This window comes from Streptomyces sparsogenes subsp. cuspidosporus, assembly GCF_039532705.1.
In the GTDB taxonomy this organism is placed as follows: domain Bacteria; phylum Actinomycetota; class Actinomycetes; order Streptomycetales; family Streptomycetaceae; genus Streptomyces; species Streptomyces sparsogenes.
This window is the reverse complement of sequence record NZ_BAAASD010000028.1, coordinates 24,598-47,874: the sequence shown is the minus strand read 5'-3', so window position 1 is coordinate 47,874 and position 23,277 is coordinate 24,598. Positions and strand designations below refer to the sequence as shown.

The 23,277-nt window shown below is 74.1% G+C and carries 19 protein-coding genes; 9 read left to right on the top strand and 10 right to left on the bottom strand.

Annotation, left to right across the window (positions count from 1 at the left end):
- The first annotated feature begins 11 nt into the window (after window positions 1–11).
- A complete protein-coding gene (gene hemQ, locus ABFY07_RS27610) occupies window positions 12–749 on the top strand; it encodes a hydrogen peroxide-dependent heme synthase (RefSeq protein WP_346177070.1) in 738 nt (245 codons plus the stop codon).
- Here the strand turns inward: hemQ and ABFY07_RS27605 are convergent.
- From ABFY07_RS27605 to ABFY07_RS27585, 5 genes are all read right to left on the bottom strand, one after another.
- The gene (locus ABFY07_RS27605; protein ID WP_346177069.1) at window positions 698–2,416 is read right to left on the bottom strand and encodes an alpha/beta hydrolase; all 1,719 of its coding nucleotides are present in this window, start codon (window positions 2,414–2,416) and stop codon (window positions 698–700) included. The genes hemQ and ABFY07_RS27605 overlap by 52 nt on opposite strands.
- Before the next feature lie 133 nt (window positions 2,417–2,549).
- Window positions 2,550–3,413, bottom strand: coding sequence for a TIGR04222 domain-containing membrane protein (locus tag ABFY07_RS27600; RefSeq protein ID WP_346177068.1), 864 nt, complete (start codon window positions 3,411–3,413; stop codon window positions 2,550–2,552).
- 127 nt (window positions 3,414–3,540) lie between these two features.
- Window positions 3,541–4,593 (bottom strand): TIGR04222 domain-containing membrane protein, encoded by a 1,053-nt coding sequence (locus tag ABFY07_RS27595; protein WP_346177067.1) that lies wholly within the window; start codon window positions 4,591–4,593, stop codon window positions 3,541–3,543.
- Between the two features lie 5 nt (window positions 4,594–4,598).
- Window positions 4,599–5,993 (bottom strand): MbnB/TglH/ChrH family RiPP precursor modification enzyme, encoded by a 1,395-nt coding sequence (locus tag ABFY07_RS27590; protein WP_346177066.1) that lies wholly within the window; start codon window positions 5,991–5,993, stop codon window positions 4,599–4,601.
- A gap of 87 nt (window positions 5,994–6,080) precedes the next feature.
- On the bottom strand, window positions 6,081–6,500 hold the full coding sequence (locus ABFY07_RS27585; RefSeq protein WP_346177133.1) for a winged helix-turn-helix transcriptional regulator: 420 nt from the start codon (window positions 6,498–6,500) through the stop codon (window positions 6,081–6,083).
- A 133-nt stretch (window positions 6,501–6,633) separates the two neighbouring features.
- Here ABFY07_RS27585 and ABFY07_RS27580 point away from each other — a divergent pair, with 133 nt between their 5' ends.
- Both ABFY07_RS27580 and ABFY07_RS27575 read left to right on the top strand, forming a co-directional pair.
- Window positions 6,634–7,569, top strand: coding sequence for an NADP-dependent oxidoreductase (locus ABFY07_RS27580; RefSeq protein ID WP_346177065.1), 936 nt, complete (start codon window positions 6,634–6,636; stop codon window positions 7,567–7,569).
- Between the two features lie 383 nt (window positions 7,570–7,952).
- Window positions 7,953–9,917 carry a transglycosylase domain-containing protein gene (locus ABFY07_RS27575; protein ID WP_346177132.1) on the top strand — a complete coding sequence of 655 codons (1,965 nt, stop codon included), beginning with the start codon at window positions 7,953–7,955 and terminating at the stop codon, window positions 9,915–9,917.
- On the opposite strand, the gene ABFY07_RS27570 is transcribed toward ABFY07_RS27575, so the two are convergent.
- Window positions 9,901–11,163: a polysaccharide deacetylase family protein gene (locus ABFY07_RS27570; RefSeq protein ID WP_346177131.1), complete on the bottom strand. Its 1,263-nt coding sequence runs from the start codon at window positions 11,161–11,163 to the stop codon at window positions 9,901–9,903. The two genes, ABFY07_RS27575 and ABFY07_RS27570, sit on opposite strands and share 17 nt — an antisense overlap.
- 283 nt (window positions 11,164–11,446) lie before the next feature.
- Between ABFY07_RS27570 and ABFY07_RS27565 the strand changes: the two genes are divergently transcribed.
- Window positions 11,447–12,571 (top strand): baeRF3 domain-containing protein, encoded by a 1,125-nt coding sequence (locus ABFY07_RS27565; RefSeq protein WP_346177064.1) that lies wholly within the window; start codon window positions 11,447–11,449, stop codon window positions 12,569–12,571.
- Window positions 12,572–12,651: 80 nt separating this feature from the next.
- On the opposite strand, the gene ABFY07_RS27560 is transcribed toward ABFY07_RS27565, so the two are convergent.
- A complete protein-coding gene (locus ABFY07_RS27560) occupies window positions 12,652–13,461 on the bottom strand; it encodes a peptidyl-tRNA hydrolase (RefSeq protein ID WP_428837016.1) in 810 nt (269 codons plus the stop codon).
- An 85-nt stretch (window positions 13,462–13,546) separates the two neighbouring features.
- On the opposite strand from ABFY07_RS27560, the gene ABFY07_RS27555 reads away from it, so the two are divergent.
- Window positions 13,547–15,307, top strand: coding sequence for an ATP-binding cassette domain-containing protein (locus ABFY07_RS27555; RefSeq protein ID WP_346177063.1), 1,761 nt, complete (start codon window positions 13,547–13,549; stop codon window positions 15,305–15,307).
- 19 nt (window positions 15,308–15,326) lie between these two features.
- Here the strand turns inward: ABFY07_RS27555 and ABFY07_RS27550 are convergent, their stop codons facing one another.
- Entirely contained in the window at window positions 15,327–16,721 is a 1,395-nt protein-coding gene (locus tag ABFY07_RS27550; RefSeq protein WP_065965557.1) for a PhoX family protein, read from the bottom strand.
- A gap of 127 nt (window positions 16,722–16,848) precedes the next feature.
- A complete protein-coding gene (gene zapE, locus ABFY07_RS27545; protein WP_428837017.1) occupies window positions 16,849–17,928 on the bottom strand; it encodes a cell division protein ZapE in 1,080 nt (359 codons plus the stop codon).
- Between the two features lie 109 nt (window positions 17,929–18,037).
- Between zapE and ABFY07_RS27540 the strand changes: the two genes are divergently transcribed.
- The 4 genes from ABFY07_RS27540 to msrB all read left to right on the top strand — a co-directional run bounded on the left by ABFY07_RS27540 (window position 18,038) and on the right by msrB (window position 21,441).
- A complete protein-coding gene (locus ABFY07_RS27540; RefSeq protein ID WP_346177062.1) occupies window positions 18,038–18,937 on the top strand; it encodes a pyrimidine reductase family protein in 900 nt (299 codons plus the stop codon).
- 56 nt (window positions 18,938–18,993) lie between these two features.
- Window positions 18,994–19,470, top strand: a complete 477-nt coding sequence (locus tag ABFY07_RS27535; protein ID WP_346177061.1) for an indole-3-glycerol phosphate synthase — start codon at window positions 18,994–18,996, stop codon at window positions 19,468–19,470.
- Window positions 19,471–19,594: 124 nt separating this feature from the next.
- The gene (gene murC, locus ABFY07_RS27530) at window positions 19,595–21,025 is read left to right on the top strand and encodes a UDP-N-acetylmuramate--L-alanine ligase (RefSeq protein ID WP_346177060.1); all 1,431 of its coding nucleotides are present in this window, start codon (window positions 19,595–19,597) and stop codon (window positions 21,023–21,025) included.
- An 8-nt stretch (window positions 21,026–21,033) separates the two neighbouring features.
- Window positions 21,034–21,441 (top strand): peptide-methionine (R)-S-oxide reductase MsrB, encoded by a 408-nt coding sequence (gene msrB, locus ABFY07_RS27525; protein WP_346177059.1) that lies wholly within the window; start codon window positions 21,034–21,036, stop codon window positions 21,439–21,441.
- A gap of 12 nt (window positions 21,442–21,453) precedes the next feature.
- Here the strand turns inward: msrB and treZ are convergent, their stop codons facing one another.
- Complete coding sequence (treZ, locus tag ABFY07_RS27520) at window positions 21,454–23,202, bottom strand: malto-oligosyltrehalose trehalohydrolase (protein WP_346177058.1); 1,749 nt, start codon at window positions 23,200–23,202, stop codon at window positions 21,454–21,456.
- Window positions 23,203–23,277: the final 75 nt, after the last annotated feature.

Here is a 23,277-nt window from a genome sequence, read left to right as displayed (position 1 = left end):
GAATAGGGACCATGACTGCTGCATCCGCTTCCGAGTCCGGCCCGTCCGGCAAGGTTCCCAACGCCGGCAAGAAGGCCAAGGACCTCAACGAGGTCATCCGCTACACCCTGTGGTCGGTGTTCAAGCTGCGCGACGTGCTGCCGGAGGACCGCACCGGCTACGCCGACGAGGTCGAGGAGCTGTTCGAGCAGCTCGCCGCCAAGGACGTCACCGTGCGCGGCACCTACGACGTCTCCGGGCTGCGCGCGGACGCGGACGTCATGATCTGGTGGCACGCGGAGACCTCCGATGCCCTCCAGGAGGCCTACAACCTCTTCCGCCGCACCCGGCTGGGCCGCGCCCTGGATCCGGTGTGGTCGAACATGGCGCTGCACCGCCCGGCCGAGTTCAACCGGTCGCACATCCCGGCGTTCCTGGCCGACGAGACCCCCCGCGACTACGTCAGCGTGTACCCCTTCGTGCGGTCCTACGACTGGTACCTGCTGCCCGACGAGGACCGCCGCAGGATGCTCGCCGACCACGGCAGGATGGCGCGCGGCTACCCGGACGTGCGGGCCAACACGGTCGCGTCCTTCTCGCTCGGCGACTACGAGTGGATCCTCGCCTTCGAGGCCGACGAGCTGCACCGGATCGTCGACCTCATGCGGCACCTGCGCGGCTCCGAGGCGCGGATGCACGTGCGCGAGGAGGTGCCGTTCTACACCGGGCGGCGCAAGCCGGTGTCCGAGCTGGTCGCCGGGCTGGCCTGAGCGGGGCCCGGCAGCGACCACGCGGTCGGCTCCGGCGCCGGGCGGGGCGCGCACGAGACCGAGCGGCCCGGCGTCCGCCCGGTCAGCAGATAGGTGTCGACGTAGGCGTTGACGCAGTCGTTCGGGCCGCCCCACAGCCCGTGCGTACCGGCCTTCCGCTCGGTGACCAGCGAGGACCCGGGCAGCCTGCGCCACAGCTCCTTGGCGCCCGCGTAGGGCGTGGCCGCGTCCCGCTCGGCGGCCAGCAGCAGCACCGGCGGCGGCGCCCCGCGTCCCGCCCCGCCGCCGGGGCCCACCCGCAGCGGCCGTCGGTGCGGGGCGGGCCAGTAGGCGCACGGCAGGTTCATCGCCACGTTGTCCCAGGTCTCGAAGGGCGCGCGGCGGGCCAGGGCGGTGTTGTCGCCGTTCCACCGGGCCCAGGAGCGCGGCCAGGGCGCGTCGTTGCACTGGACGGCCGTGTAGACGGCGTTGCCGTTCTCCTCGGCCACCGCCCGGGTCGGGTCGGGCGCGGCCAGCGTCACCAGCGGCCCGGTGTCGCCGCGCAGATAGGCGGCGAGCGCGTGCGCGCTCACGTCCCAGAAGGCGTCGTTGTAGCCGGTCTGCAGATACGCGTCATGGAGCTGGGCGGTGCCCACCTTCCCGCCCGCCGGGTGGCGTGCCAGCCGCCGCCGCGCCTTCTCGTACGAGGCGAACACCTCGGCCGCGGTGTCGCCCAGGTGGTAGACCGCGTCGTGCCGGGCCACCCAGCGGCGCCAGTCCCGCCAGCGCCGCTCGAACGCCAGCGACTGCCTCAGGTTGCTGCGGTACCAGATCTGCCGCGGGTCGGGGTCGACCACGCTGTCGAAGACCATCCGCCGCACGTGCGCGGGGAAGAGCGTGGCGTAGACCGCGCCGTAGTACGTGCCGTAGGAGGCGCCGACGAAGGTGAGCCGCTTCTCGCCGAGGGCGGCGCGCAGCACATCGAGATCGCGGGCGTTGTTGAGGGTCGTGTAGTGGCGCAGCGCGCGGCCCGCGCGGCGGGCGCAGCCGCGCGCGTACGCCCTGGCCCGCTTGATCATCTTCCGCTTGAAGGCCGCGGAGGGGTGCACGGGGAAGTCGGCCGGCGCCTTCGCGAAGGCGGCCGGGTCCTGGCAGGACAGCGGCTCGGAGCGGTCCACTCCGCGCGGGGCGTACCCGACGAAGTCGTACGCCTCGGCGGCCGCGTGGAACCCGGCCACGCCGGCGTACGTGGGAAATGCCATGCCGGAGGCGCCGGGCCCGCCCGGGTTGTAGACCAGCGCGCCCTGGCGCCGGGCGCGGGGGCCGGTGGCGCGGATCCGGCTGACGGTGAGGGAGAGCTGGGCGGAGCGGGGGTGCGCGTAGTCCAGCGGGACCTTGACGGTGCCGCACCGGGCGGCGCCGGGCAACTCCTCGACGGCCGGGCAGCGGCCGAAGTCGATGCCGCGGGCGGCGGCGCGCCGGGCGGCGAGCGCCACGCCCCGGTCCTCGGCGGTGGAGCCGGCGGAGGGCGCGGTCGCGGCCTCGTCGCCGAGGGGGCCGGCGGCCGGGTCGGCGGCGGGTGAGGCGGCGTGGGCCGGGGCGGCGGGCGCGGGGGCGGCGAGCAGCGCGGTCATGGCCAGGGCCAGGGACAGCGGCCCGAGGACGCCGTACAGCCTTACTGCTCTCACGGGCCGTCCCCTCGTCTGCCGTGCGGGTGCCGCTTGCCGGTCCGCGACGCCTTGTCGTAGCACGGTGGTCGCGACGAGAGGGATCCTTGGCGCGGGGGTCGGCCATGTAAAGCACCGCGCCGAGGTGTCGGGCTCAATGACCCCAATGCGCCTTGAAGGCCGCGCGCAGGGCGGGGTCGGGGAGGGCGGACGCGCCGCGCAGCGCGAGCGCGGTGAGGAACTCGGCGTCATCGCGACCGCCCGCGCCGACCTCGCCGCCGCCCCCGCCGAGCTTGCCGACCCCGCCGCCGACACCGCCGCCCTCACCGCCGGCGGCCGCTTCGCGGCGCGGGGCCGGCCGCGGCCGGGGCAGCTCGATGCGGCCCAGCAGCCGCTGCCCGGCGGGCGACGCCCACCGTGTGTACGGGTGCGCCTCGACGCGGGCGATCGCCAGGCAGCCGAGGGTCAGCAGCAGCGGCAGCGCGAACCACGCCGCCGCCCGCCCGGGCCCCGCGTCGGGCTCCACGACCAGCACGGCCGCCGCCCCCAGGAGCACGACCAGCACGGCCGCCGCCCGCACCTGGCGGACCGCGGCCGCCACGTTCGTGCGCGCCGCCGCCGGCACCGCGAGCCCGGCGGCCACCAGCCGGTCGGCGAGCGCCCGCACCGGCTCCGCGTCGGCGAGCGCGGCCCGCACCGGAGGGACGGGCGACTGGCCCCCCGGGCCTATCGCGGCGATCACCGAGCGCTCCCACTCGTCCCGGCCCTCCGGGTCCACCACCGTGACCCAGCCGGTGTGCGCCAGCAGCAGACGGCGCTGCCGGGCCATCGTCACCAGGGCGAGGTCACCGACCCGCCGCGGGCCGCCGGACAGGAACGCCGCCTCGTACAGGCTCAGCTCGCGGCCGGCCCCCGCGCCCCCGGCCTCCCGGGCGGCGGCGACGGCGGCCGCGCACAGCCGGGCGCAGGAGGCGACGGCGGCGGCACAGGCGACGAGCAGGAACGACAGCCACAACATGGCCGCTTTGTACTGGATCCGGCCCGCCCACCGCCAGGGCATTTCACCAGATGAACGCCATGAACGCTTTGAACGCCACAAACGCGCGGGGGAGGGGCGGCGGCGCCCGGCCGCCGCCCCGGGCCGGTCAGCCGCCCCCGCAGCCTCCGCCGCCGCAACCGCCACCCCCACCGCAGCCGGAGCCGCCTCCGCAACTCGAGCCACCTCCCCCGCAACTGGAGCCGGAGCCGCCCCCTCCGCCGCAGCTGGAGCTGCCGCAGCCCGATCCGCTGCCGGAGGTGCCGCACCACGAGCCGCTGGTCCCGCAGGACGACGAGGAGCCGGACGACCCCGACGACCCCGACGACCCCGAGGACCCCGAGGGCCCGGCAGACGCCGCCGCGGTGGCCTCGGTGCGGTGCGCCTCCAGCAGCTGGTCACGCAGCAGTTCGTCGGCGGCAAGCGCGCCCACCCCGGTCAGCGCGACGATCTCGGCCACGGACGCCACCCGGGTGCCGGTCCGCAGCGGAGCGCCGTCCCGCGGCTCGGCCGTGGCGTACGCGAGGTCCTGCCGGTAGGCCCTCAGCGCCCGCTTCCCGGCCGCCGTGATCCGCTTCCGGTTCGTGGCGGCGCAGATCACCCCGACCAGGAAGCCGCCGGACAGCGCCGGGAACATCCTGAAGATCAGCGGAAGCCCGCCGTCGTACCCGCCCGACTCCTCCACGGAGGTCCCCCAGATGGCCAGGAACACCCCCGCCACCGCGGCGACCGTCTGGACGGCGGCCAGCCGCCGCCAGAAGTTGATCTTCTCGGGCAGCACCAGCAGCCCGCGCTCCGCGAGCCGGTAGCCGATCGCCTGCACCGCCCGATGGCGCATCAGCCGCGAGCGCAGCAGGGCGAGTCCGCCGTGCGGCGCCTGGGCGTGGACCTCGAGCAGCGCCTGTTCCACCGGGTCGCGGGCGATCGGCTGCCGCACCGAGACCACCCCGGGGCCGCCCACCCTCAGCCGCCCGTCGGCGTGCATCGCGCAGATCACCGTGTCGGCCACCCGGCCAGGGCCGGCCTCCAGGAAGGCGGCCTCCAGCAGATCGTGCGCCCGGGCGTCCGCGACCGGGCCCCCCGCCCGCCGGGCCCGGACCGTGCCCGTGATCAGCACCGCCGACGACGCGGCGAACACCACGTACGCCCATACCGCCTGCATCCCGATCACCTTCCCAGCAGCGCGAGTCGGGCGGCCCGCGCCAGGCGCGCCGCGGGGCCGGGCCGTACCGGAGCGGGCCCCGACCGCTCCCGCCACCACTGCGTCAGCTGCCGCCGTGCCGCGGGGTCCTCGGGCCGCTGGTCGGCCAGCAGGTGCTCGGCGAACGCCAGGGCGTCGCGGCGATAGCCGCCGGTCATCGGGCGGTCCAGCGCGTACTCCAGGAACGCGGGCCGGTAGCCGCTGCCCAGGATCCGCGGCAGCTCGGGCGCGACCTTGCCGACCACGTCGGCCCGCTTCGCGGCCAGCGCCCGGCTCTGCACCCCCAGCCGGCGCCGGTCGAACCCCTCCGGCGCGGGGGCGCCCGCGACCAGCGAGGACAGCAGGGACGCCTGCGCGAGCGCGATCCGCCCCCTGGCGCCCTCCACGGCGTCCGACCCACCCGCCACCAGCTCTCCCCGGGCCCTGGAACCCTCGCGGGCCTCGGCGGCTCCGGAAATCCCGACGGCCCCAGGGTTCCCAACGGCCACAGAAATCCCGGCGGTGCTGGAAACCCCCACCGCCCCGGAAACCCTCGCAGCCGCCTTCGCCGTCACGGCGCGGATCGCGTCGAGCTCGGCCGCCAGCTCCGAGGCCGCCGGGAAGTTGTCGTCCCGTTCCAGCAGCACGCCCGGAGGCGCCGTACGGGCGCACAGCTCGGCGAGCACGTCGAGCACCGGCCGGGTCACCGGGTGGGCGTGGCTGTCGTGCCACACCCCGTCCCGCTCGACCCCGCCCGCCACATGGACGTAGGCGATGGCCGAGGTCGGCAGCGCGTCCAGGGCGGCGGCCGGGTCCTCGCCCCGGTTGACGCGGTTGGTGTGCAGGTTGGCCACGTCGATCAGGAGCCGCACGCCCGTCCGCTCGACCAGCTCGGCGAGGAACTGCCCCTCGGTCAGCTCCTCGTCCGGCCAGGTGATCAGCGCAGCGATGTTCTCCAGGGCGAGCGGCACCGGCAGCGACTCCTGCGCGATGCGGACGTTCTCGCACAGCACGTCCAGCGCGTCGCGGGTGCGCGGCACCGGCAGCAGGTGCCCGGCCTCCGCCGCCGGCGACGCGGTTCGCGGGCCGCCCGCCCGTACGAACGCGATGTGCTCGGTCACCAGCGGCGAGCCCAGCGCCTCCACCCGCTCGGCGAGCGCCGCGAGCCGTCCCGCGTCCGGCCGCTCGGCGCCGCCGAGGCCCAGCGACACCCCGTGCGGAACGACCGTCGTCCCGCGCTCCCGCAGCCGCCGCAGCCCGTCGGGGAGGTGGCCCGGGCAGACGTTCTCCGCCACCACCTCAACCCAGTCGATGCCCGGCAGTCGCTCGATGTCATCGGCGATCTCCGGGCGCCATCCCATGCCGGTTCCGAGGCGCACCATGGCTTCCCCCTCCTCGTCCGTCCCCTCGTGCGGGGGTGATGACCCCGCTGGAGAAGGACGAACCCAGGAGCGGCGCGGTTCAGAGGTTCATTTGAGCTTGCGGGTTTCACCGTTCGCCGCGTCGTACGCCTCCCGGGCGGAGACGACCTCCTCGATATGCGTTTCGGCCCATGTCTTCACGGCCCGGATGACCGGCAGCAGATCCCGGCCGATGGGGGTGAGCGCGTAGTCCACCCGCACCGGCACGGACGCGGTGACGGTGCGGCTGACCAGCCCGTCCCGCTCCAGCGCGCGCAGCGTCTGGGTGAGCATCTTCTGGCTGACACCCGCGATGACGCGGGCCAGTTCGCCGTAGCGCCGGGGCCCGTCGGCGAGCGCGTTGACGATCAGGGTCGTCCACTTGTCGCTGATCCGGTCGAGCAGCTGCCGCGACGGGCAGGCGGCGATGAAGGCGTCGTACGCGATCCGGGCCTCGGCGCGGCGCTGGGCGGCGGTGCGGGTCGGCATGGCGATGTCCTCTCCCTCGCGTGCGTTACGCACTTCCAGGTGCCTACTCCCCATAAGAGAGTAACTCTCCTTAGGTTTGACGTGCAGGTTCCGCCGGCGCACAGCCGGCTTCCCACGACCCGAGGAGTGAGACATGCGTGCCGTAGTCGTCCGTGAGTTCGGCGGCCCCGAGGCCCTGGAGGTGGTGGAGGTGCCCGTCCCGGAGCCGGGCGCCGGACAGATCCGGATCCGGGTGGAGGCGGCGGCCGTCAACCCGGTCGACGCGCTGGTGCGCTCCGGCGGCACCGTCCGCAACGGGATGGCGCTGCCGCGCGAGCGGTACGGCATCGGCTGGGACGCCGCCGGGACCGTCGACGCGCTCGGCGCGGGGGTGACCGGCTTCGCCGTCGGCGACCGGGTCATCGGCATGATCGACCGGCTCGACCTGCCGCTCGGCGCCTACGCCGAATACGCGCTCCTGGAGGCGGCCGAGACCGCTCCCGCGCCCGCCGGCGCCTCCGCCGCCGAGGCCGCCACCCTCCCCCTCGGCGCCCTGACCGCCGACCAGGCGCTGGAAGACCTCGCCCTGGAGCGCGGGCGGACGGTGCTGGTCAGCGGCGCGGCGGGCAGCGTGGGCGGGTTCGGGGTGGCGCTCGCCGCCGAGCGCGGGCTGCGGGTCGTGGCGGTCGCGGGGGAGCGGGACGAGAAGCTCGTACGGGCCCTCGGCGCCGAGCACTTCGTGCCCCGGAGCGCCGAGGTGGCCGACGCCGTACGCCGGTTGGTCCCCGGAGGCGTGGACGGCGTCCTGGACACGGCCCCGCTCGGCGTCACCGCCCTCGAGGCGCTGCGCTTCGGCGGCGCCTTCGTCTCGACCGTCCCGGGCGCCGCGCCCGTCCCGCGCCGCCGCACCAGGGTCTCCACCGTGTGGGTGGGCGCCGACGGTGAGCGCCTGGCCGGGCTGTCCGCCCTGGCGGGCGCGGGCCGACTGCCCCTCAGGGTGGCCGAAACCCTCCCCCTGGACCGCGCCGCCGACGCCCACCGGCGGCTCGCGGAAGGCGGCCTGCGCGGCCGGCTGGTGCTGCTGCCCTAGGCGCCGGCTCCGCCCCTTCCGGACGAAGAAGCCCCTTTCCCGCGTGTCGCACGTGACTCACGTCGCGGAATATCATTACTGTGACAAACTTTTGGGGCTTCGAGGCGACAGATGTTCGGAAAGCATCATAGGGTCGTGTCGTCTTCGGGGGGACGGACCATCAGACCTTTGGCCGCGCCCCGCGCGCGGATCGTGGGGGACACGTGCAGGGCAGCAACAACGCCGGGGGCAGGCACCGCCGCAAGGCACCGCGCCGCAGGACACCTTCGTCCCGGCCGTGGTGGGCGCTGCGCCGCTGGGCGATCCGCCGGGTCGAGCTCGACTATCCCCGCGCGGGCCGTCGCGGCCCGTGGCGATGGCTGCCTTCCTGGCGGCAGATGGCCATGCTGTTCCTCTTCTGCCTCGGCGGCCTGACCGGCGTCCTGAGCTATCTCTACCTGCAGACCGACATACCGGACGACCTCAACGACTTCGCCACCCAGCAGGACAACGTCTACTACTGGGCGGACGGCTCCGAAATGGCCCGCACGGGCCCGGTCAACCGGCAGGAGGTCCCGCTCAAGAAGGTGCCGGAAAAGGTGCAATGGGCGGTGCTCGCCGCCGAGAACTCCAGCTTCTATTCCGACAGCGGAGTGTCCCCCAGCGGTGTGATGCGCGCCCTGACCCGGATGGTGACGGGCGGTGAGACCCAGGGCGGCTCCACCATCACGCAGCAGTACGTGAAAAACGCCTATTTGAATCAGCAGCAGACGTTCTCCCGCAAGCTGACCGAGATGTTCATCGCCATCAAGCTCGACGACAAGATGAGCAAGGAGGAGATCCTCGAAAGGTATCTGAACACCAGCTGGTTCGGCCGCGGCACCTACGGCATCCAGCGGGCCTCGTACGCCTATTACGGCAAGGACGTCTCCGAGCTGAACCCGAGCGAGGGCGCCATGCTGGCGTCGCTGCTCAAGGGCGCCGGGACCTTCGACCCCGCCATCAGCGCCAAGAACCACCGCCGGGCCGAGGAGCGGTGGAAGTGGGTGCTGGACCGGATGGTCGACATCGGCAGGCTCAGCAAGGCCGAGCGGGCCAAGTACACCAAGTTCCCCGAGCCCAAGGCGCCGCCGAAACCCGAGGGACTGACCGGCCAGGTCGGCTATCTCGTGGAGACGGCGAGGGCCTATGTGAGTTCCCACACCGAGATCTCCGACGCCGATTTCGACCTGGGCGGCTACCAGATCCACACCACCTTCGAGAAGTCGAAGGTCAACGAGCTCGCCAAGTCGGTGAAGACGATGCGCGACAGCCTCGACCCGAAGGCGCGCAAGGAGGACCGGTACGTACGGATCGGGGCCGCGTCCGTCACCCCGGACGGCCGGATCGCCGCGCTTTACGGCGGCCCCGGCTATCTCGAACAGGGCTTCAACGACGCCAACGCCTCCAACGTCCCGGCCGGCACCTCCTTCACGCCCTTCGTCTACGCCGCCGCCCTGCGCGACGGCGTACAGCTCAAGCGGGGCGGTCCGCGCACCCCCGTGTCCCCCACCAGCGTCTACGACGGCAACGACAAGGTGGCCGTGCGCACGCCCGAGGGCCCGTACTGGGACCGCAGCGGGCAGATCGTACGCGGCACCAACGACGGGCACCGCTCGTTCGGTCAGGTGACCCTGCGGGACGCGATCGTGCGGTCGATCAACACCCCGATGATCCAGCTCGGCATGGACGTCGGTCTTGACCGGGTGCGCAAGGCGTCCATCGACGCGGGCCTGCTGCCCAGCAGCTTCGGCGCCCGGGTGCCCGCCTTCTCGCTCGGCACCGCCACCCCCAGCTCCATCCGCATGGCCAGCGCCTACGGCACCTTCGCGGCCGGGGGCCGGCACACCCCGCCGTACTCGGTCACCGGGCTCACCCACCGCGGCGAGCGGGTGGCGCTCGAAAAGCAGCCCGCGACCCGGCCGTTCAGCCCGGAGGTGGCCGCGCAGGTGGACGACGCCCTGCACGGCGCGGTGCGGAGCGGGTCCGCGCAGGCGGCCGCGGTGGTCGGCTCCGATGTGGCGGGCAAGACGGGGACCGAGCAGGACAACACCTCCTCGTGGTTCGTGGGCTATACGAAGGACATGTCGACGGCGGTCTCGGTCTCGCGGCTGGATCCGAAGACCCAGGAGCTGCTGCCCCTGGACGGGCTGGGCGGATCCGGCGCCACCGGGACCCCCGGGGACACCGGAACCCCCGGGGCCACCGGCACCCCCGGGAATTCCGGGACGTCGGGGGCCACCGGGGACGACGCCGGCTGGGGCGCCGGGACTCCCTACGCCCTCGAGATCTGGACGCGCTACATGAAGGCCGTCACTTCGTCTTCGTGAAGGTGGCCCAGTCGGGCGACTCGGCCGGGTCCAGCGTGCGCAGCTTCTCCAGGACCTTCGGATCCTGGGCGTCCAGCCAGTCCGCGAGCTGCTTGAAGGACACGCACTCGACGCCCTGGCGGCGGCAGACGCTCTTCATCACGTCCTCGATGGCCTGCATGTAGATGCCGCCGTTCCAGGTCTCGAAGTGATTGCCGATGAACAGCGGCGCCCGGCTGCCGTTGTAGACGCGCTCGAAGCCGTTGAGATAGCCGTCCCGGGTCAGTTGCTCCCACTCCGGGTACTTCGCCGGGTCGCCCTCGGTGCTGTCGCCCGACTGGTGGTAGAGGAAGTTGAAGTCCATCGAGAGGACCTGCTTCTCGCTGTGCGGGTACGGCACCAGCTGCAGCGGGAAGTTCCAGATCCCGTCGATCTTGGACGGCCAGATCTGGAAGTCACCGGGCGAGCTGGCGTCGTACCGCCACCCCATCGACTTGATGACCGGGATGAGGTTCTTCTGCCCCTCCAGGCACGGCGCCCGGCCGCCCACCAGCTCCACGTCGTAGTCGAAGGGCAGCGGGTCGAGGCCGGTGAAGCCGGTGTTGGTCTTCCAGTTCTTCACGAACGAGTACGCCTGCTCGGTCTCGCTCTTCCACTCCTCGGTGCTCCAGTCCTCACCGCCCTTCGGGCCGCAGAAGTGGCCGTTGAAGTGCGAGCCGATCTCGTTGCCCTCCAGCCACGCCCCGCGCAGCTGCTCCAGCGTCTCCCTGATGTGCTCGTCGGTCGGGAAGGAGATCGCCGCCGACCCGCGCTTGTGCTGGGGCGGCTGGTAGAGGTCGCTCTTCGACTTGGGCAGCAGATACATGCCGCTCAGGAAGAACGTCATCGTGGCGTCGTTCTCCTTGGCGACCTGGCGGAAGTGGGAGAAGAGGTGGTCGTCGTTCTCCAGCGCGCCGTCCCAGGAGAAGACCACGAACTGCGGCGGCTTCTCCCCGGGCTTCAGCTTCCTGATCTTGAGCTGGTGGGGCTGCGGCCCGGTGTACGAGGTGGAGCCGTCCCCGAGCACCTTGACCTTGCCGTCCCAGTCGGCGTACTTCTCCTTCCGCTTCTTCGTGGCGGGGGTGTCCCGGCCCGACGCGGGGGGCGCGCCGCCCGCCGGGGTCTTCCCCAGGGGAGAGCCGTCCGCCTCCCCGCCCGAGGGCAGGACGGCCAGCAGCACGGCGACGACGACCGCGACGGCCACCAGCGCCCCCACCGGCCCCGTCACGCCGTAGGCGTTCCTCGGCGTCCGCGCCTTCCAAGCCTTCAAGGTCTTCAGCACCTGCACGGGTCCCGCTCCCTGGAGGAAGTACAAACGTACGGCCCACCAGTATCACTGAAGAATTACCTTCTCTTCACACGGATCCCGCATCAACTGGCCTACGACAGACGGCCCGCCGCAGGCCCGACGGGCACGCCCACGCGCGCGGGGGCCGCGCCGCCCCGCCCGTCCCGCGATGCGGCGGCGGCGGTCCTGGGTGATGCTGGATGAACACGTCGAGAGGCACCGGATGCGTACCACCGGACTGACATCCCGCACGCTGACCGCCCTCCGCGCCAGGCGTCCCTACCCGGCGGTCACCATCACCCTGCCCACCCACCGCCGCGAGCCCTACCGCGCCGAGGACACCGTCCGCCTGCGCAACCTCGTCGCCGAGGCCAAGCACCGCCTGGAGGCGGATCCGGACGTCCCCCGCGAGGCCCGCTACGACATCGGCGAGCAGCTGGACCGGGCCCTGGCGGACGTGGACCTGCGCTACGCCCTGGACTCGCTGGTGATTCTGGCGGCGAAGGGCGAGTACGAGGTGTGGACCCTGCCGAGGACGGCACCCGAGCGCCTCGTCTTCAGCGACACCTTCCTGACCCGCAACCTCGTCGCGGCGCGCGAGCGGACCCGCCCGTACTGGGTGCTGGCGGTCGCCGTGGACCGTACGACGCTGTGGGGCGGCAGCGACGGCACGCTCCAGGAGGAGCGCGTCGCGGGCTTCCCCCTGGCGCCCGAGCCGGCGTCCAACCAGGACGTCGAGCGCGAGGAGCGGATCGGCGACGTCCCCGGCCCGTACGACGACGAGGGCACCCGCACCTATCTGCGGCAGGTCGACACCGCCCTGGACTCCCTGCTGGCCACCGACCCCCGCCCGCTCCACCTCGTCGGCCTCGCGCCCGCGCTGAGCCTCCTGGAGGAGGTGGGCTCGGCGAACAAGGCGGCCGTCAGCAAGGTCACCAAGGGCGGGATGACCAACGGCCCCGCCCGCGCGCTCGCCGACGCGCTGCGCCCGGCCCTGGCGGAGCAGACGGCGCGGCACACCGAGCGCGTCCTCGAGCGCATCGGCCAGGCGCAGGGCCGCCGCGCCTTCGCCGCCGGGCTGGAGGAGATCTGGCAGGTCGGCAAGGAAGGCCGGATCGAGCTGCTCGCCGTCGAGGAGCACTACCAGCGGACCGCGCGGGTCACCGGCGAGCACCTGACCCCGGTCGACCCCGAGGAGACCTCCCCCGCCGAACTGGGCACGGCGGTGCTCGAGGACATCGTGGACGAGATCATCGAGACCACGCTGGACCGGGGCGGGGAGGTCGCCTTCGTTCCGGACGACTCCCTGGACGCCCACGAGCGCATCGCGGCGGTCCTGAGGTTCTGACGGGCCCCTGACGAGCGCCCCGCGCGGCCCGGCGACCCCGCGGAGGGCGCGGCCGGCCCCGCCCGCGCAGGTCCCGGGGGTCAGCCCCGCCCGCGCAGCGCCGGATGGTCCGCGACGACCGTGCAGGAACCGGGCGCGATCTCGGTGTACCCCGCGTCGCGCACCACCGGCAGGCCGCTCACGACCAGCCGGGCCCAGCACTCGGCCGACGGGGTGCGCACCGACAGCGGGAAGCCCGCCGCGCGCCAGGCCGCGCGGGCCGCGCCGTCCAGCTCCCACCACGCGAGCTGCGCGCCGTGCCCGGCCTGCGCCATCGCCTTGCCCGCCGACATGGTGACCTCCGGGTTCAGCCACAGCACCGGCGCGGTGAGGTCCGGCGCGGGCGGCGGCCCGGGGTCGTCCAGGTCGGTGCCCGAGACCTGCAGCTTGGCCAGCTCCTTCGGCCAGCCGTCGAGCGGCACCGGTGGGAACACCCGCACCTCGGCCGCCGACCCGGCGCCATCCGAGGCCCGGCCGGTGAGCGTGATGCCCGGCAGCGCCTCGGCGCGCCGCCACTCCGCGCCCCGCGCCCGCCGCACGACCTTGCGGATCCGGGCGTCCTGCCAGCTCCGTACGGCCTCCGTCCACGCGCCGTCCGGCGCCGTCGCCCGCTCGTCCGACAGCAGGACCAGCACGGCCCGCGCCGCGGTCTCCAGCGCGTCCGTACGGGCCGGCGGCGCGGCCTTCTCGATGCGCACCACCAGCGGCAGCACGAACTGCGGCGCGGCGTCCCGGTCGATCTCCGAGTGCCGGAACGGGCTGCTGGAGGCTCGGCCGTCGTCGCCGTTGCCGTTGTCGTCGCCGGGATGCGTGGCGGAGCGGGTGTCGGGGCTGGTGTCGGAGCTGGTCACGCGCCCCAGTGTGCCACCGCGCACACCGTGCCACCCGCGCACACCTGCGCCCCGGGACGACCGCGACCGCATAGGCTCAACGGTCATGAGACTGCATGGTGTTGGTCGCCGCTTCGGCTTGCGCGGGGCCTGGGTGCTGCGCGGCGCCGACCTCGATGTGCGGCCGGGCTCCCTGATCCGTGTGACGGGGGGCAACGGCAGCGGCAAGTCCACGCTGCTGCGGATGCTCGCCGGCATCGACGCCCCCACCACCGGCCGGATCACCGGCCGGCCGCGGACCGCGTACGTGCCCGAGCGCTTCCCGGCGGAACTGCCCTTCACCGCCCTCGGCTACCTCACCCACCTCGGCCGCCTGCACGGCCTCCGCCGCCACGCGGCCGCGCGCGAGGCCCTGGAGTGGCTGGAGCAGTTCGGCGCGGACGGCCACGCGCACACCCCGCTCGCCGAGCTGTCCAAGGGCACCAGCCAGAAGGTCGCCGTCGCCCAGGCCCTGCTGGCCGCCCCCGGCCTCCTGGTCCTCGACGAGGCGTGGACCGGCCTCGACCAGGCCTCCCGCGGCACCCTGGACCAGGCGGTCCTCGCCCGCGTCGCCGACGGCGGCGCCGTCGTCTTCGTCGACCACGACCCGCGCCGCCTGGCCGACGCCGCCGACGAGGTCCTGCGCGTCGCGGACACGCGGCTCGTGCGGGAGCGGGGCGGCGCCTCCGCGGGGCCGGCGTTCCCCGCCGCCACCACGGCCTCCGGCCCGTACGGACCCGGGAAGCCCGCGCCCGACGCCGCGCCCGGGCCCCGCGTCCGCGTGGATTCCGAGGGGCCGCCAGGGGCCTCGCTGCCGACCGGCCTGCCGGGCGCCCCCGCGGCAGTGCCGGGCGCTCCGGCCGACGTGCCGGGCGCCCCGGTCGGCGCCGGCCCCGTCGTACGGCTGACCGTCGGCGCCGCCCACTCCGACGCGCTGCTGCGCGCGCTCCTCACCGCCCGGCCGCCGTGGCACATCCGGGCGGTGACGCCCGTACCGGCCGGGGTGGAGCAGCGGGCCCCGGGGCCCGCCCCGGACCGGGCGGGCGCGGAACAGGAGGACCGGGCGGGCCGGGGGGACCGAGCAGACCGGGGGGACCGGGCGGGCCGGGGTGGGCCGGGCGGCGAGGCGGGTTCCCGGCCGCTGCCGGCCGGGCTCGCGCTGCCCGCCCTGCTGCGCTACCAGGCCGCGCTGCTGGCCCGCTCGCAGCGCTGGGTGCCGCCGGTCGTCCTGTACGGGGCGTTCATGGCCATCGGCGTGATGGCGGGGCAGCCGATCCTCGACTCCTTCGGCTACGCCGCGGCCGCCCTGCTCCCCATCGCGGCCTGGCTGGTGCGGGTGTGCGTCGGCAACGAGCCGCCCGCGGCGCGCAACTGCGCCGCCGCGGCGGCCGGCCCCGCGCGGGTCCATCTGAGCTCCGTGCTCACCGGGCTGTGCGCGGCGGCCGGACTGGGTGTGGTGGGGGCGGTGTTCATCGCCTTGATCAGCGACCCGAAGACCTCGGACCAGCGGATCGCCGTCCCCCTCCCCGAGGCCACGTCCGCCGGGCTGCTCGCGGCCCTCGCCTGCGCCCTGCTGGGCGCGGCGGTGGGCACGCTGTTCAGCCGACCGCTGCTGCTCAGCACGGGCTGGGGCATCCAGGCCACCGCGCTGGCCTCGCTGCTGGTGCTGGTCACCGACGCGTCGCCGGCGAACGCCGCCGTGTCCGACCTGGTCAGCGGCTCGCACACGGGCACGGTGACGCTGCCCCTGCTGCCGCTCGCCCTGACCGGCGCGGTCGCCGCGGGGGCGACCGCGCTGGCCTGTGCGCTCAGCTCACGGCGGTCCTGACCGCCTCAGGGGACGGAACTCAGTGGCGCCAGGGCCCGGTCACCGCGAAGGTCGTGCCCGGGGTGTAGCAGTTCACGTACATCGTGCGCCGGTCGGGCGAGAAGGTCACCCCCGCGAACTCGCCCCACTCCGGCTTCTCCGGAGTGCCGATGTTCTGGCGCCCCCGAGCCATCGGATACACCTCCCCGCGCCTGGTCAGCCCGAAGACGTGCTGCGCCCCGTTGCCGTCCTCGCACACCATCAGGCCGCCGCTGGGCGCCAGCGTGATGTTGTCCGGGGACTCGCCGGGCAGCTGGACGTCCGTGTTCGGCCCGAAGACGATCACCAGGGTGAGGCGCCTCCGCTGCGGGTCGTACCGCCAGATCTGCCCGTAGTGGTCGGCGGCCGAGCCGTCCGCGCTCTTGGCGAAGCTGGAGACGAAGTAGACGGACGTGCCGCCCCAGTAGCAGCCCTCGAGCTTCTGCGCATGGGTGATGCCCTTGGGGCCGAAGTCCTGGAACCGGATCGGGGTCTGCTTGGCGAGCGGGTCGGGGACCGGCACCCACTCGATGTCGTGGAAGGTCGTGCCCGTCTCCTGGACGGTGGACAGGTCCCGTACACCGGGGACGCGCATCGCGTACAGGTCCCCGCCCGCGCGCAGCGAACCCCTGCCGCCGAGCGGCTTGTGCGGCAGGAAGCGGTAGAAGAGGCCGAAGGGCTTGTCGAAGGCGTCCTCGGTCTCGTAGACGACACCGCTGCGCGGGTCGATCGCGATGGCCTCGTGCTGGAAGCGCCCCATCGCGGTCAGCGGCACGGCGCCGGTGCGGCGCGGGTCGTACGGATCGACCTCGAAGATAAAGCCGTGGTCCTTGGTGTAGCCGTTGGTGCCGGCCTTGTCCTCGGTCTCCTCGCAGGTCAGCCAGGTGTGCCAGGGGGTGGGGCCGCCCGCGCAGTTGACGGCGGTGCCCGCGATGGCGACGTGTTCGGCCAGGACACGGTTGCCGGCGTCGAGCTCCAGCGCCGTACAGCCTCCCATGCCCATGGGGTCGTAGGTGAGGTCCTTGACGGCGGGGACGCGGATCGCGGCGGTGGGGCGGTTCTCGTGGTTGCGGACCAGGTGGGTGCGGGCTCTGGTGCCGGCCCGGCCGGGGAAGGCCGCCATGCCGTCGTGGTGGCTGGGGACCTTGCCCTCGCCGGAGCGCAGCTCGTCGCCCTCCCGGGACAGCACCCGGTAGCGGAAGCCCTCGGGGAGATCGAGCAGACCGTCGGGGTCGGGGACCAGCGGGCCGTAGCCGCCGGTGCCGGCCGCGGCCTCGGGGCCCGGCTCGGCGGCGGCGGCCGTACCGGCGAAGAGCTCGGAGATGGTGCCGGCGAAGGCGATGGAGGCGGCGGCCGCGCCACTGCGGGCCAGGGCCTGACGTCGTGTTACTGACATGCGGTAACTCCCTGCTGGCGGACAGGAAATGTGACCGCACGTGTGTATCACGCAAATTCCCGCTCGGGAACCACCTGATCAACGCTTCGTCCGACGCGTCGAGGCCCCCGCCGGGGCTCGCCCCGCGCTACTCCGCCAGCCGCTTCCCGTCCCGGGCGAGCGCCGTGAGGCGGGAGATCGCCCGGAAGTACTTCTTCCGGTAGCCGCCCTGGAGCATCTCCTCGCTGAACAGCCGGTCGAACGGCACTCCGGACGCCAGCACCGGGACCTCGCGGTCGTACAGCCGGTCCGCCAGCACCACCAGCCGCAGCGCGGTCGACTGGTCGGGCACCGGCCCCACCCCGGTCAGGCACACCGCGTGGATCCCGTCGCACATCGCGCCGTAGCGGCTCGGGTGCACCCGGGACAGGTGCTCCAGAAGGGCGGGGAAGGCGTCGAGCGAGGCGCCGGGCGTGCGGTGCGCGACGCGGGTGACGGTCTCGTCCGGGTACGGGGCGGGGGCCTCGGGCAGGCCGCGGTGGCGGTAGTCCTCGCCGTCGATGCGCAGCGTCCGGAAGTGGGCGGACAGGCCCTGGATCTCGCGCAGGAAGTCGGCGGCGGCGAACCGGCCCTCGCCGAGCTTGCCGGGGAGGGTGTTGGAGGTGGCGGCCAGGGCCACGCCCGCGTCCACCAGCTTGCCCAGCAGCGTGGAGACCAGCACCGTGTCGCCCGGGTCGTCCAGCTCGAACTCGTCGATGCACAGCAGCCGGTGGCCGCTGAGGGTCTGGACGGTCTGCTGGAAGCCGAGCGCGCCGACCAGATTGGTCAGCTCCACGAAGGTGCCGAACGCCTTCCGCTCGGCCGGGGCCGCGGTGGCGTGCCAGAGGGAGGCCAGCAGGTGGGTCTTGCCGACGCCGTAACCACCGTCCAGGTACATCCCGCGCGGACCGCGGGGCGCGGCCGGCCTGCTCTCCCGGCGGAACCAGCTCCTGCGGCGGCCCTCCGCCGCCTCTCGGCCGCCGCTGACGGAGCCGGCGAAGGCGGCCAGCTCCTTGACGGCCGTGGCCTGGCTGGGCTGTTTCGGGTCCGGGATGTAGTTGTCGAAGCTGACCGTCGCGAAGCGCGGTGGGGGCACCATCTCCGCCACCAGGCGCTCGGCGGGAACATGCGGCGTCCGCGACGTGAGGGCGACCGGGCCGGCGGGCTCGGCGGGCGGCTGCTCGGCTATCGGGCCCACGGACAGGTCGGACGTGGAAGTTCGCGATGACACAAACTCCCAGCGTAGTCCCTTCGGGGGAGGTGACCGCCGGATAGGGAGGCATGTCACACTGCGGCGTATGCGACGCCTGTTCCCGCTGTCCGCCGAATCCCCCGTCGAATCCCCCGCCGGGACGCCCACCGGATCCGCCGCACGGCCGCTGGGCGGCCCCTCGCCCGTCGAGGACCGTGAATGGACGCTGGAGGAGCTGGCCGAGGCGTACGCCTACCCGGACCTTCCCCCGGGCCCTGAGGCCGCGCCGGGCCCTGAGGCCGCGCGGGGGCGGCCCGCGGGCGTCTGGCTGCGGGCCAACATGGTCTCCTCGCTGGACGGGGCCGCCCACCACGACGGGCGGTCGCAGCCGCTGTCCTCCGCCGCCGACATGCGGATCTTCGGCGTGCTGCGCGGGCTCGCCGACGCGGTCGTGGTCGGCGCCGAGACCGTACGCCGGGAGGGCTACCGCCCGGCCCGCGCGCGGGAGCCGTTCGCCGCGCGCCGGGCGGCGGAGGGCCACCCGCCGGTGCCCGCGATCGCCGTCATCAGCGCGAGCCTGGACCTGGACTTCTCGCTGCCGCTGTTCACCGAGCCGCTGGTGCCCACGGTCGTGCTCACCGGCGCCCATGCCCCCGCGGAGCGCCTGGCGGCGGCGCGGGCGGCGGGCGCCGAGGTGGTGCTCGCGGGGGAGGGGACGCGGGTGGACCCGGCGCGGGTGGTGGCCGCGCTCGCCGAGCGCGGTCTGACCCGGCTGCTGACGGAGGGCGGGCCGAAGCTGCTCGGGCAGTTCGCGGCGGCGGGGGTGCTGGACGAGCTGTGTCTGTCGCTGGCCCCGCTGGTGACGGCGGGCGACGCAGCGCGGATCATCAACGGTCCCGGGCTGGTGGAACCGGAGCGGTTCACTCTCGCTTCCGTCCTGGAGGACGCCGGGTTCCTTTTCACCCGCTACCGTCGTCTTCGACAAGAGGGCAATAATCGGCTTTAGCGAAAAAGGGAATATATCGCCGAGAAAGGGCGTCGACCGTGTTCACGAGCGTATTGATGATCGAGCAGCCACTGAGCCCCGTCGACGTGGAATTCGTCACCACTCTGCACGGCGACGACCAGGTCTCGTTCTTCGTGCTCATGCAGCCGCGGGGCAGCAAGGACCGGCTGCTGCGCGCGATCGACGACATCGCGCTCGGCGAGCTGGAGCAGGCCGTCCAGGAACGCGAGGAGCCGGAAGGGCGGCAGGCGCTCGAACCCGCCGAGCGGGCCCTCAACCACTCCCTCGCCGCCCTGCGCGCGGCGGGCGGCGAGGCCCGCGGGGAGGTCGTCCAGCGCCACCCGCTGGACACCCTGCGCAGCGTCGTCGAGCAGGTCGGCGCCGACGAGGTGATCGTGCTGACGGCACCGCACTTCGTGGAGGAGTTCTTCCACCGGGACTGGGCGTCCCGCGCACGGCACAAGGTGGGCGTGCCCGTGCTCAAGCTCTTCTCGCACGCGGTCGACGAGCAGCAGCCGGCCCAGGGCGGCTGAGCCGCGCCGGCCCCGCCCACCCCACCGCGCCGCTCTCCCCGGACGGGCCTTCGCCGGACCCGGACCCCCAGGGTGCGAGAATCGGGGCCGACAGCGACGAACACGACCCAGGGGAGACCCGCACATGGCACCGGCCGGCTTTGCCTCCGACGCGATGGACCGACCGCACTTCATCGGCATCGGCGGCGCCGGGATGTCGGGCATCGCGAAGATCCTCGCCATGCGCGGCGCGCGGGTCGCGGGCAGCGACTCCAAGGACTCCCCGACCGTCGAGGCGCTGCGCGCGCTCGGGGTGACGGTGCACATCGGCCACGCCGCGGAGCACCTGGCGGCCGACGCCACCAGCGTGGTCGTCTCCAGCGCCATCCGCGCCGACAACGCCGAGCTGGTCGCGGCCGCCGAGCGCGGCATCCCCGTCATACACCGCTCCGACGCCCTGGCCGGCCTGATGGACGGCGCCCGCCCGATCGCCGTCGCGGGCACCCACGGCAAGACGACCACCACCTCCATGCTGGCCGTCTCCCTCACCGCCCTCGGCCTCGACCCCTCGTACGCGATCGGCGGCGACCTCGACGCCCCCGGCTCCAACGCCCGCCACGGCGGCGGCGAGATCTTCGTCGCCGAGGCGGATGAAAGCGACCGCAGCTTCCACAAGTACGAGCCCGAGGTCGCGATCATCCTCAACGTGGAGCTCGACCACCACGCCAACTACGCCTCGATGGAGGAGATCCACGACTCCTTCCGGACCTTCGTGGAGCGGATCCGCCCCGGCGGCGCGCTGGTCGTCTCCGCCGACCACCCCGGCGCCCGCGAGCTGACCGGCCGGGTCGCCGGCCGCGAGGGCCTGCGCGTCCTCACCTACGGCGAGGACCCGGGCTCGTCCGTCCGCGTCCTGGGCATCGCCCAGCACGGGCTGACCAGCGAGGTCACCGTCCTGCTCCCGGACACCCTGGGCGGCGGCGAGCTGACCTTCACCGTCTCCGTCCCCGGCCGCCACTACGCCCTCAACGCCGTCGCCGCCCTCACCGCCGGCGCCGCCCTCGGCGTCCCCGCCCGCGAGCTGGCCCCCGCCCTCGGCTCGTACACCGGCGTCAAGCGCCGCCTCCAGCTCAAGGGCGTCGCCGCCGGGGTGCAGGTCATCGACTCCTACGCCCACCATCCCACCGAGATCTCCGCCGACCTCGAAGCCATCCGCGGCGGCGCCGGCGACGGCCGGGTGCTGGTCGTCTTCCAGCCCCACCTCTTCAGCCGCACCCGCGAGCTGGGCGCCGAGATGGGCGAGGCGCTGGCCCTCGCCGACGCGTCGGTCGTCCTGGACATCTACCCGGCCCGCGAGGACCCCGTCCCCGGCATCACCAGCGACCTGGTCATCGAGGCCGCCGCCCGCCACGGCGCGGACGTCACCGCCGAGCACGACAAGGCCGCGGTGCCCGGACTCCTCGCCGGAATGACCAAGCCCGGTGACCTTGTTCTCACCATGGGCGCGGGCGACGTCACCGATCTCGGTCCGGAGATCCTCGCCCGCCTGCGGAGCGCCGAGAGCGCGAACAGCTAGGAGGGTCCATGCCGTACGAAATCGACAAGCCGGAAGACCAGTGGCGCGCGGAGCTGACCCCGCAGGAGTACCACGTCCTCCGCGAGGCCGGCACCGAGCGCGCCTTCACCGGTGAATACACCGACACCAAGACCGCCGGTGTCTACTCCTGCCGCGCCTGCGGGGCGGAGCTCTTCCGCTCCGAGACCAAGTTCGAGAGCCACTGCGGCTGGCCGTCCTTCTACGACCCGGCCGACTCCTCCGCCGTCGAACTCATCGAGGACCGCTCCCACGGCATGGTCCGCACCGAGGTCCGCTGCGCCCGCTGCGGCTCCCACCTCGGCCATGTCTTCGCGGGCGAGGGCTACCCGACCCCGACCGACCAGCGGTACTGCATCAACTCCATCTCCCTGCGCCTGGAGCCGCGGGACGACTGACCCGGCCGATCGTCAGCCGGCCGACCGCAGCACCACCGCCGTCTCCGGCGGCAGCCGCAGGGTGCCGTCCGCGGCGGGCGGGTCGGTGGGCCGCCAGGCGGCGACGATCTCGGCGGGGGCGGGCGGGACGAGGCGGGTCTCGCCCGGGTGGGGGTGCGGGTTGACCACGATGTGCAGCGGGCCGCGGCCGAAGGCGAGGCAGCCGTCCGGGGTGGCGGACAGGTGGGTGTAGGACCACCGGGGATCGGTGAGGGCCGGTTCGGCGTGGCGCAGGGCGATCAGGCGGCGGTACCAGTCGAGCAGGGCCGCGTGCGGCTCGCGGGCGGGCTCGGTCCAGTCCAGGCAGGAGCGCAGGCGCGTCGCCGGGTCCTGGGGGTCGGGGATGTCCTCGGCCGCCCAGCCGTGGGCGGCGAACTCGCGGCGCCGGCCGCGCCGTACGGCCTCGGCCAGCTCCGGGTCCCGGTGGTCGGTGAAGTACTGCCAGGGCGTGGCCGCGCCCCACTCCTCGCCCATGAAGAGCATCGGCGTGAACGGGGAGCACAGCACGACGGCGGCCGCGCAGGCCAGCAGCCCGGGGGAGAGCCGGGGAGAGAGCCGGTCGCCCAGCGCGCGGTTGCCGATCTGGTCGTGGGTCTGGGCGTAGCCCAGGAGGCGGTGGGCGGGGGTGGTGAGGGTGTTCAGCGGGGCGCCGTGGCCCCGGCCGCGGAAGGACGAGTACGTGCCGTCGTGGAAGAAGCCGCCGCCGAGCGTCTTGACGAGGGCCCGCGCTCCGTCGGCGGCGAAGTCGGCGTAGTAGCCCTGCCGTTCGCCGGTCAGGAAGGTGTGCAGGGCGTGGTGGAAGTCGTCGTTCCACTGCGCGTGCAGCCCCTGGCCGCCCGCCTCGCGCGGCGTGGTGGTGCGCGGGTCGTTCAGGTCCGACTCGCCGATGAGGAACAGCGGGCGGCCCACCTGGGCGGCGAGCGCGTCGACGGCGGAGGACAGCTCGGCGAGGAAGTGCCGGGCGCGGCCGTCGCGCAGCGCGTGCACCGCGTCGAGCCGCAGCCCGTCCAGGCGGTAGTCGCGCAGCCAGGCGAGGGCGCTGCCGATGAAGTACGCGCGGACCTCGTCGGAGCCGGGGGCGTCCAGGTTGACGGCGGCCCCCCACGGCGTGTGGTGGGTGTCGGTGAAGTACGGGCCGAAGGCGGGGAGGTGGTTGCCGGAGGGGCCCAGGTGGTTGTGGACCACGTCCAGGACCACGCCGAGGCCGTGGCCGTGCGCGGCGTCCACGAACCGCGCCAGCCCCTCCGGCCCCCCGTACGGCTCGTGGACGGCCCACGGCGCCACGCCGTCGTAGCCCCAGCCGTGCGTGCCCGGGAACGAGCACAGCGGCATCAGCTCCACATGGGTGACGCCCAGCTCGGCCAGGTGCGGCAGGCGCCCGGCCGCCGCGTCGAAGGTGCCCTCGCGGGTGAAGGTGCCGATGTGCAGCTCGTACAGGACCGCGCCCGGCAGCTGCCGCCCCCGCCACTGGTGCCGCCACGGGAAGCCGGCCGGGTCGACGACCGCGCTCAGGCCGTCGGGCCCGTCGGGCAGGCGGCGCGAGCGGGGGTCGGGGAGCGGCGGGCGGCCGTCGAGCGCGAAGCCGTAGCGCGCGCCGGGCCCGGCCCCGGCCGCCGTTCGCCACCACCCCTCCCGGGCCGCATCGCGCTCCATGGGGTGCGTACGTCCCTCCAGACGGAGCTCGACTCGCTCGGCGCGCGGCGCCCACACCTCGAACAGCACTGACGTCTCCTCACCTCAAGGGCGTCCGGTCATCGGTGTCCGGGAGACCATGCTGCGCGACGCGGGGCGCGCCGC

Excerpts from the sequence above, each read along its gene's own strand:
- msrB (WP_346177059.1), top strand. The coding sequence starts at position 21,034 with ATGCCGTACGAAATCGACAAGCCGGAAGACCAGTGGCGCGCGGAGCTG.
- ABFY07_RS27590 (WP_346177066.1), bottom strand. The coding sequence starts at position 5,993 with ATGGTGCGCCTCGGAACCGGCATGGGATGGCGCCCGGAGATCGCCGAT.
- ABFY07_RS27540 (WP_346177062.1), top strand. The coding sequence starts at position 18,038 with ATGCGACGCCTGTTCCCGCTGTCCGCCGAATCCCCCGTCGAATCCCCC.
- ABFY07_RS27600 (WP_346177068.1), bottom strand. The coding sequence starts at position 3,413 with ATGTTGTGGCTGTCGTTCCTGCTCGTCGCCTGTGCCGCCGCCGTCGCC.
- ABFY07_RS27595 (WP_346177067.1), bottom strand. The coding sequence starts at position 4,593 with ATGCAGGCGGTATGGGCGTACGTGGTGTTCGCCGCGTCGTCGGCGGTG.
- murC (WP_346177060.1), top strand. The coding sequence starts at position 19,595 with ATGGCACCGGCCGGCTTTGCCTCCGACGCGATGGACCGACCGCACTTC.
- ABFY07_RS27550 (WP_065965557.1), bottom strand. The coding sequence starts at position 16,721 with ATGTCAGTAACACGACGTCAGGCCCTGGCCCGCAGTGGCGCGGCCGCC.
- hemQ (WP_346177070.1), top strand. The coding sequence starts at position 12 with ATGACTGCTGCATCCGCTTCCGAGTCCGGCCCGTCCGGCAAGGTTCCC.
- ABFY07_RS27535 (WP_346177061.1), top strand. The coding sequence starts at position 18,994 with ATGATCGAGCAGCCACTGAGCCCCGTCGACGTGGAATTCGTCACCACT.
- ABFY07_RS27580 (WP_346177065.1), top strand. The coding sequence starts at position 6,634 with ATGCGTGCCGTAGTCGTCCGTGAGTTCGGCGGCCCCGAGGCCCTGGAG.
- ABFY07_RS27575 (WP_346177132.1), top strand. The coding sequence starts at position 7,953 with ATGCTGTTCCTCTTCTGCCTCGGCGGCCTGACCGGCGTCCTGAGCTAT.
- ABFY07_RS27565 (WP_346177064.1), top strand. The coding sequence starts at position 11,447 with ATGCGTACCACCGGACTGACATCCCGCACGCTGACCGCCCTCCGCGCC.
- ABFY07_RS27585 (WP_346177133.1), bottom strand. The coding sequence starts at position 6,500 with ATGCCGACCCGCACCGCCGCCCAGCGCCGCGCCGAGGCCCGGATCGCG.
- ABFY07_RS27555 (WP_346177063.1), top strand. The coding sequence starts at position 13,547 with ATGAGACTGCATGGTGTTGGTCGCCGCTTCGGCTTGCGCGGGGCCTGG.